Genomic DNA, 12,043 nt, shown 5'->3' with positions numbered 1-12,043 from the left:
GCATCGGTCAGTGCATGTCTACGAATCACGCTACTGATAACGCAGCAACTATCACATTAGATGACACACCCTAGGCCAGCGTGACGCCACGGATGAGGCGTCATCCGGAACACCGCCCGACTTCGTGCCCAACCTGCTGATCGAGACTGGCCGGCCAGCCTTGGTACTGCCCTACGCCGGTCCGATTGCTCAAATTGGTCGTAACGTGCTGGTGGCGTGGAAGCAGACGCGGGAGGCTGCGCGCGCCCTGTCAGCCGCGTTGCCTTGGCTCACACGCGCCGATCAGGTACATGTCGTCTACTATGGCGACACCCCCGACCTTGTTTTGCAGACGCTGCAGCGTTACCTGCAGACCCATGGAGTTGTTGCGACCACGCATTGCGGTGGGCCAGAGCAAGGCGATGCTGGGGTTGCGCTGCTATCCCTGGCCGCCGACTTGGACGCAGACATGCTCGTGATGGGCTGTTATGGACACAGCCGCGCACGTGAATGGGTGCTGGGTGGAGCCACGCGCTCGGTGCTTCAGTCCATGACCTTGCCGGTGTTGATGGTGCATTGAGACTGGTTAAGGTTCAAGAACGACGTTGTCGGCAATAGTGTTGAGTTGGCTCGGAGGTTTAGACCTGCTCACACTACGGGTTCACGAAACACGCAGCGTGGTACTGGCTGCTTGCGCTACCACCGGTAAGCCTGATTCGGCTTCCCGCAGGAAGCCAATGATCTGTTCTTCCGTAAATCTCTTCTTCACGTCCAATCTCCTGTCTTCGGGATTGGACTCCAGAGTCAGACGCTACTCAAATCCGGGGGGACGTCGGAAGCGCTCTTGCCCTGTAAAGGCCATGCCGTTGTCCGTCAGAACGGTATGTATGTGGTACGGGAAGGCCACAAGCACCTGTCGAAGGAACTGCGCTGCGTTGGCTTTCGTGGCTCTGTCAAAGAACGCGACATGTGTGAATTTTGTGACGCGATCAATAGCAACAAACATGTGCTGTTTGCCGCTGGAGATCTTCATTTCGGCGCTGTCGATGTGCACGAAGCCCAGCGTCGTTTCTTCAAACTTTCCGTGCCTTCGCGGCACCTACGTTGCGAACTGTCGACTGATACCGTGACGCTGCAGGCAACGATGCAAGGCGCTGCGGCTGAGCCTGGGTGCCGTCTCCAGGAGCTACCCCATGAGATCGTCCAGCGACAGATGCCCTTGCTTGCGTAATGCAATTGCCAGGTGTTCTTGCTCTTGAGAAAGATGCTGGCTTGCTCTGTCCCGAGGACCCATGGGCTCATCGAGAACAGAGGTGCGCGCACGCCACTTGGCCACGGTCTTGGGGTTGAGGCCATAGAGCTTGGCCAAAGACCGATGGGATCCGGTGGCTAGCTGGAGTTCTGCGCGGATACGCGGCGTCGTGCGGGCGCTGCCATGCAGGCGGATTGCCATAGTGCTTTCTCCTGTTCTGAGTTGAAGAATGCACCATGACTTCCTGGGACCATACACCTAGGTCTGCTTTGCAGAAGTTGCCGACAGAGTGGACGCGCAAGCCTACTCGGTACCAGACAGGGTCTGGCCGGAAGGTTTCAGAAAAGGCGTAAGAGGGGTTTGAAACTGGAAGCAGGCTGTAGCTCCCGTTTTCTAGATGCTGACAGTTCAGTTGGAAGAATTGTTCCGTCGCTGAAGCTCAAGTTGCTTGGCAGCACTGGCTTCGAGGTTGACACGCTCTTCATCCAGATACCGATAAATACTTTTGAGGTCGGCGATTTTCTGTCTGATTTCTGCCATCTTCTTTTCAATGAGCTTGGCGCCGTCAGCACAATCGATCGTCTTGTTCCGCTGCGCATCCAGAATCTGACCTATTTCCCCAAGCGAAAACCCCATGCTTTGCGCGCGCTGGATAAAGTCCAGATCCTGCAGAGTTTGCGCAGTGTAGACGCGATAGTTGTTAGTTCGTCGCATCGGTGAGATCAGACCGATTTGCTCGTAGTAACGCAAAGTATGGCGGCTGGCGCCGCTGCGGGTCTCGAGTTCGCCGATTCTCATGAAAATACCGCTTGACCATAGAGTTAGGTCGACACTCTACATTTGATTTCTCACCTTACCAAGGAGCAGAGAAATGAGCGTGGAGTGCTTTGTCACAGGGGGGACCGGCTTCATCGGTCAACATTTGGTGGCGAACCTGAGTGCAAAAGGTCACACCGTTCGAGTGTTGATGCGTCGTCCAGAGCGACTAGCTGCACTGCGGGAGCAAGTCGACAATTTGGGAGGGATCGCAAGCCGGGTATTTGCCATAGCTGGCGATCTTGAACGGAACGACCTCGGGCTGAGTCTTGCCGACCGAGAAGTGCTAAGGCAGGCCAGGGTCGTATTTCACCTTGGCGCCCACTTCGCTTGGGGGCTTTCATTGGAGCATTCTCGTGCGGTCAATGTCGAAGGGGCAAAGCGCGTGGCGCTGCTGGCGGCTGAGCAAAATAACCGGTTGGTGATGATCGGCGGCTACATGCTGAAAAATCATGAACATCTGCAACGCATCGGAATTGATCCTCGTGATCCAGCGCTGACGAATTGGCCTGCCGTCTACCGGCATGTCGGAGCTTACGAGGCGAGCAAGCTGGAGGCGCATTTTGCGACCCTGGAGATCATGTCCGCCAAGGGCGGGGAGATTACCGTTGTCCACCCCGCGACGGTTTGCGGCCACAGCCGCACGGGGCATATCCTTGACGGTCAGCCGCTGGTGCAGTTGATACGCAACCTTGTGCGGGGCAAGCTGACTGCAGTGCCCGGTACCGCCGAGCACTGGCTGCCACTGGTCACCGTGGATTACCTGGTTGAGCTGGTGGCGGTTTGTGCTTTCGATCCTGCCATGGTGGGCCAGGAACTGCTGGCGCTTGATGACCAAAGTCCCAACTTGCGAGAACTCCTGGTACAGGTGGCGCAACCTATCGGCTTAAAGCCTCCCAGGCATCACATTTCGCTCCGATTGCTGAAGCTGCTACTGAGCATTCCTCCCGTCGCGCGGTTCTTGAATACAAGCGCCGAAGCCTTGGACTTTATCCAGACCACTCGTTTCAATACAGCGGCAGTCGAGCAATTTGCCAACAGGCATGGAATAGCCAAACCGGATATACGCCAATCTTTGCAGCACACTGCAATATTCGTGAACTCATATTGCATGGCCTAGGGCAAGGCCCGCAGACTTCCCCTTGGTGGCGACAGTGCCGTTAGCACCAATGAAGAGCCCTCCGCCGCCACTCTAAAGCGGCCGTTGATTCCGCTTCGCGTGGCACCGGTCCGCAACCCGTGGGCCAGCGCGCACTTCGATGCGATGATGGCGGTCACTTGCACTCCATCGAAGATCCGCAGCGCAGCTGGTCCGGAATGTTCCTGCCTTCGGCGCCGTCGATCAGATCGGCCGGCACGTCCCAGGCGGTAAGTTCGCTGGGCGGGCCGTTGCCCTGGGCGCTGGCGTAGATCCAGAGCTTGTCGCCCTTCCATGAGAACGCCATGGCGCTGACGCTGTGGTTGGTGGACACGCGCAGATTGAGCGCGATCTGTCCGCTTTTCATGTTGATCACCGTTACCGCCGACTCGCCACCGCTGATCGCCAGCAGGCGACCGTGGGCACTGCGCGCCATGCTGGATGTGTAGTAGGCCGCAGGCGTGGCCAGATTGAAGCGCTGCTGGCCATTGGCCAGATTGATGATGCGGAATATCTGGGCACCTTCGGCATCGGTCGCGGGCGCCAGCGCCCAGCCGCCGGCATGGCTGCCGAAGAAGAGCCTGTCAGTCGAGGTCTTGATGCTGCGACTGACGCGGGCCGTGTCCGGGTCGATGCCGTAGCCATCGCGGTCGGCAGCCCAGAATAGCCCGTCGCCGAAATGGATGGCCGGACTGTAGATCCATGGCAAGGCGTGTTCCACCGCATCGCTGGCCGCACGGCGCGGCTCCGCATTCCATTTGCGCTGATTCCAGCGGCCTTGCGGCGTCAGGGCATACATCTGGTCGTCCAGGCGCAGGGCGACGCCGCCGCCTGCGCGTATGGTCCAGTTGTTAATGCGCCAGGCCTGCACGCCGGGAGCGGGAGCGTAGGAAGCCGGCTTGCCACCGGGCCGCCAGGCCAGCAGGCGGGGCGCACCCTCCTCGCCCGTGGCCAGGCCCCAGACCAGGCCTTCCGGATCAATCTTCAGACCGCGCGTGCCGTTCAATCCGTCGACGGCCTGCCGTTGCACGCTATCGCCATGCGACACATAGCGGTGCGCGGCGGCGCCCGAGGCCAGCAGGCTGCCGTCCGGCAGCGCAAGCAGGTTCCAGTCGCCGTTGTCACGGCGGCGCAGCTCGGACTCGTCGGCGGGCAGCGCGACGGCGGGCAGGCGGGCCGGCGTAGCCGCGGATGCCTGGAGGGTCGCGGGGGCGAGCCGAGGGGCGCTGCGCGCGTAGGCATCGAAATAGGCCTGCATGACGTGGCTGGCACCGGCCGGGGCCAGGGCCTGCATGCGCGAGGCGAGTCCGTCCAGATAGCTCGCCAACGCCGGGTCCAGGTGTTCGGCGGCGCGGGTGTTGTGCTCGATGTGGGGATTCGGGATGCAGGTCACGCCGACCATGCAGCTCATCAGCTTGAGCTTGCGCGTGACTGTGCTGGCGGTGCCTCCGTACCAGACCAGCGTCAAGGGCGGCCTATCCACCAGCGACGAGATGTCCATCACCGTGCCGTAGTCGATCTGTTGCGCGCGCGATTTGCCTTGTGTGCGATGGAAGGACCAGCGCGCGATGGGCTGCGCCACGAACGGCACGGCCTTGAGCGTGTCGTCGGCATAGTCTTGCTGCGACACGATCGCATCGCGGAAGGCTATATGCTCTTCGCGCGTGATCGCACCTGCCTTGAGCGCCCGGTCCAGCACGGGCACCGCCTGCGCCCCCGCCTTGACGGCCAGAGCCTCGCGCAGCGCCGGAAGATGGCGAGCGCCGACCTGCACCCAGTAGAACTCCATGTCCGACAGAGCCGCAGTATCGTCGCGCAGCTGAAAGCCGCGCAGCCCGGATGCGGTGGCAAAGCCCTGTTCCAGGCTGCCTTTAACCGTGGCGTAGGGCTGCGGGATCAAGTAGTAACGGCCCTGAATGTAGTCCGCGCCGGGCTCCGGCTGCATCAATATCCGGACATTGTTCGTGGAGCTGGCGGTGGCGGTGGCGGCCGCCAGTGTCAACGCCACGCCGGCAGCGCAGGTCGTTGGACCGAGCAAGGGCATCCATGAGGACCGCATTGTGGAGTTCCGAAGAAGAAGGGATGTCGACACGGCAAAGCATTTTGCGGCGCAGTCGAAATTGGAGAACTCAGCGAAGATATCTGCGAAGTCCGAAAGTCGATCATGAAAGGCTTCTTCTCCAATCTAAATTGGTAGGGCATGCGACCGAGGATGCGGATGAAATCCTGGACTGAATGGATCAGCTTTTTCTAGATAGTCGCAAGCCTCGCTGGATTGCGCCTCTCGAGATCTACGGGAGACAGTGAAGCATGCGTGGATCCTCTGCAGGTGCTCTCCAACAGCGCGTCCTACCTCCTCAAGCGCTATCACTGCACAAAGGTGCAGCGGTACACGCGGGACAACACCTGCCACGATGCCAAGAGCGGTCAACGCCACCAAGCCACGAAGCGTGCGCAGATGATCGCAGCGGCCAGTTTCAGCAACGCTTCGTGGATGTCCAGCTGCCTTTCAAAGCGGATGCGCAGCTTGCCACGCAGTTTATTTATTTCCTAACCACGCAACACTATTGAGAAAGATGCGAACCAATTCGGTTTGCCTGCGCACACCAGTCTTCGAAAAAATTGAACGCAAATGCGCTCTCGCCGTATTGAGACGAATATTCAAGACTTCAGCTGCCTCCTCCAATGACAGACCATTCGCCAACTGAATAGCTAACGAAGTCTCTGCCGGCGTGAGCTGAAACAATTGCTGCGCAAGTTTGATCGATGGATTCGCTTTACCGTCCATGTCGCGCACAAATACGGCAACGCTGGGACGCTGCTTCCCCTCGGTCCACTCGTCTGGCAAGACGCTCTGCACCACCACGCCCCAATTGAGTTGACCAGATTGTCGACTCACTGAAACACCTTCAGTTATCGACAAGCACGAAGCTCGGGTTTGCATCAGTGCATCACGAATCAAACGCTGTAGCTTGCGATTGTCGTTAGCGTAGGTCGCTTCCAACATCCCGCCGCTCACCTTCAGGCCATCTTGCATCTCCAGAATACTGGTGGCTGCGGCATTGCTCTCGATGACCATGCCATTTTGATCGAGGATTACGACACCGACCATCAGCTGTGCCGTGGCCCGGCTATACAGCGATATCATTTTGCGGTCCTGATGTACCGAAAGATGCAGGTTGAGTGCGCGCTTCACATGCGGTACCAGCATGTTCATGAATGCGCGATCCTGTGCATCAAAGTTTGATGACATCTCTGGGCGCGTAACGCGTAAGGCGTAAGTGCAACCGTCCTTCGTCGCTACATCCGCAGCCATCACGTGAAAGCACTGGATGTCTTTACAGAAATCGTTGTAGTACGTGGATGCCCTCCACTCTGCTTCAGAGAGCAGGTCGGTGACCGTAACGACACGGTCGGCAGGCATCCCCCGAAATGGGCACATTGCGGCAATTTCAGTAGGGTAGTCTGCGACGTCACGGTACTCGCCGGCAGACGAAACAATCAAACCCAACTCAGCATGTCCGGGCGGCCGCACGATCAGTGAGGCATAGTTGGCCCCCAGTTGATCGCGGATCGCCTCCAGACACGGCTGCCAGCAGCTTTTGGGGTCCAGCGCCGCTTCATACAGCAGGCTCGTAATGCGGCTGAATTGCTCCGCACTGATGGGCTCGCAATCCTGCCCCATCGAGACTGTTTTTTTATCAGTCGCGGGAGCAATGGTTGAGTGCATAAATAACGGCACATCCTTCAGGATACCGGCCGTATTGCGGGCGTCATAGTCCGCAAAATCCTTCTTAGCGAAAGCGCTTCCCATCGTGGTCAACCTTCTGAGCAAGTGAATTGAGGGAGCTCACCGAATCTCCAACAGGCCGGCGGCCCCCTTGCCTCCACCAATACACATGCTCATCACTGCATCACGCGCGCCCCGTCGACAGCCCTCCAGCAACGCATGTCCCACAGGTCGAGCCCGGACATGCCAAATGGAATCGCCAGCGGCGATTGCACCATCATTGACATCTAAACGATCATCGGGAATACCCAAACGCTAGCGACAATAAAGTACTTGACAAGCAGGCACTGCGGTATTTTTTCAGGAAGTGATTAATTACTATTCCCAACCAAGAGCCGCCGACGACACTCCTTAGGAGACCGGCATGAAGCATTTTCCCAAGCCTGCAAGTCATCCGTGTACTCTCTCAACCACCCGGCGGTGTTTGCCTACTCTGGTACTCCAAGCTGGAGTTGACAGGGAGGTACCTCGGCGTCTGATGGACGACGCCCTTGAAATCTCTGAGCAGGCTACAGCCTGACATTACAGAAGTCCCGCTCCCGGGGCTAGCGCCGGATCGCCGGAACTCGAATGACTGCTGCCCGGTACGTGCCCACGCTTACCATCCCGGCCACTAGCAGTCATTCACAGTCAACCTTCTACCCATGTTAGAAAGCATCATGACGAACGCGATGCCTCTAGATCAAAACAGCTGGCTCCATCGTACTGATGCGATACAAGGCATTGAGCTCATTGAAGCCTTCTTTCAGGGCAATGCTTACGGCATGCATCGACACGACACTTATGCCATTGGCTGCACGATGGCAGGGGGGCAAGCCTTTCAATACCGAGGCAGTCACCGACAGAGCCTGCCGGGCCACACCATGGTGCTGCATCCAGATGAGGCGCATGACGGTCAAGCAGGAACTGACGACGGATTTCATTACCGCATGGTTTATGTGAATCCGGCGTTAATTCAGGAGGTACTCGGAGGGCAGGAGCTTCCCTACATAGAAGGCGGTATCACACAATCACCACGTCTTCTTGTGGCCACCAAAGCCATGCTGGACAAGCCGCATGGGCCAACTAACTCAATGGAAGAAACGGATGCCATAGTGGAGCTTGCTCTAGCGCTCTATGCCGAAGCAGGCTGCACCAGTGGGCAGCGTGCCAAAGACTTCCAAAGCACCAAACTGGCCCATGATTTTTTGTGCGACGCTTGGCAATCCACCATCTCGATGGAGGATCTCAGTGCCGTCACAGGGCGGGATCGCTGGAGTCTGTCCCGCGATTTCCGCATGTTCTATGGCACGAGCCCCTCGCGTTTTTTGAGATTGTTCAAGGATGTGTCACATGATGGATGGCGCTACTACTTTCCAACGACTCGTTATCTTGAAGCAATAGGAGCCATGTCAGAAGTACTCTGGCATATCGAAGGGAGGCCCTACAGCTCGATGAGTTACGCTCAAAAGACTGTATACATGCGGAAGATCATGGACGGAGACCTTGGATGGGATCTCAAGTTTGCCTTGAGCCCAGTCTGCTTGCCTTGCTCAGAAGGTGCGTTGATGTGGGATAGTGATCTGCGTCCATTCCAGAAAGGGGTCAATCTGTTTGTCTGGGCATGGAACATGCACCGTAGTGGCCGTGCTCACCCTCAACTCCCGCCTCCTGAAGTGTTTAGCGGCACCGATTTGTGGGCCAGGTCGTCGAGCAACTGGCATTAGTGGGCAGGACCAGCGAGGTGGTCAACCTGAGCCGGCATGAGCGGTCAAATCAGACCGGAACGGTGGTCAATTCACTCCAGTGCCTGCAGCGGTCGCCTACCGGCCAGAAGCAGCTCTCAAAAGAATCGCAGCGAGTGGCTGCTTCCAGATTAGTTTGAGACATTGCACAAAGCAAAAACTTGGCTCGCTCACTTGAAGCAAACCGAGGTGTTGGGTCTCGCCTAGCCCTTCTGCGAGGCACTGTGTCCAATATGGGAAGACATCGCAGACTCAATCAATGCTTTGAGCCTGCCGCATCAGCTCACAGCATATCTCCCCAATCTGCCCGACAGCCCCCAAAAGCCGAGGTGTGGGATCGTTGGCACAATTTAGACGAAGATAGTTGAGCAGATCAGCCTGCGGCGTAAACAGTTGACCGGGGCTAACGCCTATGCCCAGCGCCAACGCACGTCGGTATACCTCCATCGCATTGATCTGGAGCGGCAGCTCCACCCACAGCAAAAACCTTGGCTGGGCGTTGTCACTCTGACGCCTGCGGGAAAGCTGGCCTCTACCCGTCGCCATGACGGCCAGCACCGCGGCATGAATGCGAGATTTCAAACGCCGTAAATGCCTGTCATAGTCACCACTCCCCAATATCTCGCTCAAAGCTGCCTCCAACAGTGGCACGCCTGCCCAGTCCCCAGCCAGCCGCGCTTTCAGCACTTGTTCGTAAAAACGTCCAGGCGCAATCCAGCCGATGCGCCAGCCCGGTGCCAATGTTTTAGAAACAGAGCTGCAATACAGCACGTTGCCGCTGCTATCGAAGGCTTTACAGGCAGGTGGACGCAAAGATTCTCCTGCGAGATATCCATATACGTCGTCCTCAATCAAAGGCACGCCGGCTTGCTCCAACAAGGCCACCAGTGCACGTTTGTGCTCTACCGGCATGCAGGCTCCTAGCGGGTTCTGTACAGTGGGCGAAGCCAACACCGCTTTAGGTTTGTGCTTTGCCAGAGCTGCTGCCATCGCATCTGGCACCATGCCATAGTGCGGATCAGTGGAGACTTCTAGAGCTTTCAGGCCCAGGTCTTCCAGCAACAACAATGTGCCGAAATAAGCCGGGCGCTCAATCGCCACTACATCGCCAGGCTTGCAGACTGCACGCAACGCCAGTCGCACGGCTTGCGTAGCGCCAGCAGTCACCACGACATCTTCCGGGCCAAACTGCCCGCCCCATTGGGAAGCCCGTGCCGCAATCTGGGCACGTAGCTCTGCTCGCCCTGGCGGCATGCTGTAGGTCTGCCCATGCCCCTGCAATCGACGCCCCACAGTCTGCAATGCGCGCTGCAATGTAGTGGTTGGCAGCCAGGTGGGATCAGGTAGCGCAGCGCCCAGTGGTATCAATCGCGTGTCAGCACTACTGAACAAGGAGCGTGCCAAGCCTGCCATAGTCACAGGCAAAGGGCGCGAAGCCGGCCGAGAATTCGTTCTAATTAACAGGCGCAAGTCGCTATTGCTCACTTGAGGCACAAAGTAGCCAGAACGTGGTCGAGCAACAATCAGCCCCTTCGCTTCAAGGCAACGCAGCGCCTCCAGTGCCGTGGGCAGACTAACCTGCTCCCGCTGTGCCAACTTGCGGGCGGAAATCAAGCGATCGCCGGGACGTAACGCACCAGATGCCAGTGTCTGGCACAGCGTCTCGGCAATTCGGAGATAGTGCGGCAATGAAGGTGTGGCTAGAGCCGCTGCGTTTTGCATGGACGTTTCACTCAATCTGTACAGGTAGATTTTCAATCATTCTGCTTATACAGATAGTGCGAGTCATGACCTATCTTTCTGGATGCAATTTCACCAAGGATTTTTCATGCATGCCAGCAATTTCGATCTGCCCACCCACTTACAACGCATTGGCTACACAGGCAATTTCGCTGCTGACACAACCACCCTGCACTCGTTGATGCGCCAGCAGCTATTTACGGTTCCATTTGAAAATCTGGATGTTCAAGCCGGTAAAGTCGTCTCGTTGATACCTGAAGATATCGCCGACAAAATTCTCCAGCAAGGCCGAGGCGGCTACTGCTATGAGGTCAACGGACTGTTTGCAATGGCGTTACAAGCTCTGGGCATTCCCTACCAGTTCGTCGCCGCGCGGCCCATGTTTTATCCGGCACGCAGACCTAGGACCCACATGGCCGTGATTGCCGAGGTCGAAGGTCGGCGCTGGCTGTGCGATCTGGGTTTCGGCAGCTACGGCATCCGAGCACCAATGGATCTGGAGCTTCTGGATATAAATATTGAGCAGGACAGTGACACCTTTCTGCTCACCCGTGACAAGCGCGGTGAATACCTGCTCAAAGCTCAAGTAGACGGTGAGTGGGCCAACCAATACGGCTTTGATCTTTCACCTCAGGAATGGATCGACTTCGTTCCCGCCAACTATCTCAATTCCACGCACCCTGAAGCGATCTTCGTGCAAAAGCTAGTAGTTGTTCAACACCACAGCAGTGGTCGTAACATTTTGCTGGGCGACATGCTTAAGACGATCACAGATGGACGTGCTGAGAAAAGGCAGCTGGATCCGAAAGAGGTTGAAGAGATACTGCTCAACCAGTTCAGGCTGCCCTCCATTCATTGAGCACTACTGAAAACGAACTTCCACAATGGGTCGTTCCAAGATGGTCGCAAGCGGCCGGTGAGGATGATAGCCCGGCAGGTAGCTTCAGTTTAGGGTTGTGGGACATCTGCCCGGAACGACTCCCCACGCGACGATCGCTCCCTGCCTGAGGGCAGGTGTCGCACAAGCCTCGATGGTGGAAACCGCGGAACACTCCTGTGTCGGTGTTCAGGGCGCAAACGCTATGGTGATTTGAGCTTGGCTTCTTGGGTTCGGAGCGCTGTTGCCCAGATGATCGGTAGGCTCCGAAGCAAAGATCTAGCCTAGTCATAGGCCAGACGGGCCCCACCATGGTGCTGTTGCACCAACTGGCAGCAGATATTGCATGCACAACTCCAGACGCGGCGTACACAGGCGTGCGAATTCTCTGTCGATGGCCTCATGACTATCAACCTTGCTTGTGGGTTTGTGGAAAGTTGCGTGGTCATGATGCTGGCGGCGCGCGGATGGCCTGCCCACGCACAAAGCATTGCAGGATCGCCATGGCTTTGCCGCAGTGACGGCAGACAAAGGCTGGTGCAGTTCCTGCCTCTGCCTCTGCCTCTGCCTCTGCCTCTGCCTCTGCCTCTGGCTTGGCTGTTTTGTTCAAACTTGCTGTGTCATTGATGGCGGCCTGCATGGGAGTGGTTCGACGTCCCCCCGGATTTGAGTAGCGTCTGACTCTGGAGTCCAATCCCGAAGACAGGAGATTGGACGTGAAGAAGAG

At 57.5% G+C, this 12,043-nt stretch carries 8 protein-coding genes and 4 pseudogenes; 4 read left to right on the top strand and 8 right to left on the bottom strand.

Going from position 1 to position 12,043, the window contains the following annotated elements:
* Window positions 1-124: 124 nt before the first annotated feature.
* On the top strand, window positions 125-559 hold the full coding sequence (locus AB6724_RS21340) for a universal stress protein (protein ID WP_369340549.1): 435 nt from the start codon (window positions 125-127) through the stop codon (window positions 557-559).
* 252 nt (window positions 560-811) lie between these two features.
* Here AB6724_RS21340 and AB6724_RS21860 read toward each other — a convergent pair.
* Together AB6724_RS21860 and AB6724_RS21325 are read right to left on the bottom strand one after the other, a co-directional pair.
* Window positions 812-1,432, bottom strand: a pseudogene (locus AB6724_RS21860) (transposase family protein); the annotation flags it as partial.
* Window positions 1,433-1,639: 207 nt separating this feature from the next.
* Window positions 1,640-2,029, bottom strand: coding sequence for a MerR family transcriptional regulator (locus AB6724_RS21325; RefSeq protein ID WP_369340546.1), 390 nt, complete (start codon window positions 2,027-2,029; stop codon window positions 1,640-1,642).
* A 73-nt stretch (window positions 2,030-2,102) separates the two neighbouring features.
* Here AB6724_RS21325 and AB6724_RS21320 point away from each other — a divergent pair, with 73 nt between their 5' ends.
* Window positions 2,103-3,167, top strand: a complete 1,065-nt coding sequence (locus AB6724_RS21320; RefSeq protein WP_369340545.1) for an SDR family oxidoreductase — start codon at window positions 2,103-2,105, stop codon at window positions 3,165-3,167.
* Between the two features lie 154 nt (window positions 3,168-3,321).
* Here AB6724_RS21320 and AB6724_RS21315 read toward each other — a convergent pair whose 3' ends face one another.
* From AB6724_RS21315 to AB6724_RS21300, 4 genes and pseudogenes are all read right to left on the bottom strand, one after another.
* Complete coding sequence (locus tag AB6724_RS21315) at window positions 3,322-5,223, bottom strand: YncE family protein (RefSeq protein WP_369340544.1); 1,902 nt, start codon at window positions 5,221-5,223, stop codon at window positions 3,322-3,324.
* Window positions 5,224-5,612: 389 nt separating this feature from the next.
* Window positions 5,613-5,717 (bottom strand): annotated as a pseudogene (locus tag AB6724_RS21310) (IS5/IS1182 family transposase); the annotation flags it as partial.
* Between the two features lie 7 nt (window positions 5,718-5,724).
* Entirely contained in the window at window positions 5,725-6,999 is a 1,275-nt protein-coding gene (locus tag AB6724_RS21305) for a helix-turn-helix transcriptional regulator (protein WP_369340543.1), read from the bottom strand.
* A 36-nt stretch (window positions 7,000-7,035) separates the two neighbouring features.
* Window positions 7,036-7,257, bottom strand: a pseudogene (locus AB6724_RS21300) (acetyl-CoA acetyltransferase); the annotation flags it as partial.
* Window positions 7,258-7,634: 377 nt separating this feature from the next.
* Here AB6724_RS21300 and AB6724_RS21295 point away from each other — a divergent pair.
* Window positions 7,635-8,681, top strand: a complete 1,047-nt coding sequence (locus AB6724_RS21295; RefSeq protein WP_369340542.1) for an AraC family ligand binding domain-containing protein — start codon at window positions 7,635-7,637, stop codon at window positions 8,679-8,681.
* Window positions 8,682-8,951: 270 nt separating this feature from the next.
* On the opposite strand, the gene AB6724_RS21290 is transcribed toward AB6724_RS21295, so the two are convergent.
* Window positions 8,952-10,457 carry an aminotransferase-like domain-containing protein gene (locus AB6724_RS21290; RefSeq protein ID WP_369340541.1) on the bottom strand — a complete coding sequence of 502 codons (1,506 nt, stop codon included), beginning with the start codon at window positions 10,455-10,457 and terminating at the stop codon, window positions 8,952-8,954.
* A 70-nt stretch (window positions 10,458-10,527) separates the two neighbouring features.
* On the opposite strand from AB6724_RS21290, the gene AB6724_RS21285 reads away from it, so the two are divergent.
* The gene (locus tag AB6724_RS21285) at window positions 10,528-11,298 is read left to right on the top strand and encodes an arylamine N-acetyltransferase family protein (protein WP_369340540.1); all 771 of its coding nucleotides are present in this window, start codon (window positions 10,528-10,530) and stop codon (window positions 11,296-11,298) included.
* 463 nt (window positions 11,299-11,761) lie between these two features.
* On the opposite strand, the pseudogene AB6724_RS21280 reads toward AB6724_RS21285, so the two are convergent.
* A pseudogene (locus AB6724_RS21280) lies at window positions 11,762-12,043 on the bottom strand (hypothetical protein); the annotation flags it as partial.

This window comes from Comamonas guangdongensis (assembly GCF_041079535.1).
GTDB classification, from domain to species: Bacteria; Pseudomonadota; Gammaproteobacteria; order Burkholderiales; family Burkholderiaceae_C; genus Comamonas; species Comamonas guangdongensis.
Note: the sequence above shows the minus strand (reverse complement) of the source record. Positions and strands in the feature narration are given on the sequence as shown.

Excerpts from the sequence above, each read along its gene's own strand:
- AB6724_RS21325 (WP_369340546.1), bottom strand. The coding sequence starts at position 2,029 with ATGAGAATCGGCGAACTCGAGACCCGCAGCGGCGCCAGCCGCCATACT.
- AB6724_RS21320 (WP_369340545.1), top strand. The coding sequence starts at position 2,103 with ATGAGCGTGGAGTGCTTTGTCACAGGGGGGACCGGCTTCATCGGTCAA.
- AB6724_RS21305 (WP_369340543.1), bottom strand. The coding sequence starts at position 6,999 with ATGGGAAGCGCTTTCGCTAAGAAGGATTTTGCGGACTATGACGCCCGC.
- AB6724_RS21295 (WP_369340542.1), top strand. The coding sequence starts at position 7,635 with ATGACGAACGCGATGCCTCTAGATCAAAACAGCTGGCTCCATCGTACT.
- AB6724_RS21285 (WP_369340540.1), top strand. The coding sequence starts at position 10,528 with ATGCATGCCAGCAATTTCGATCTGCCCACCCACTTACAACGCATTGGC.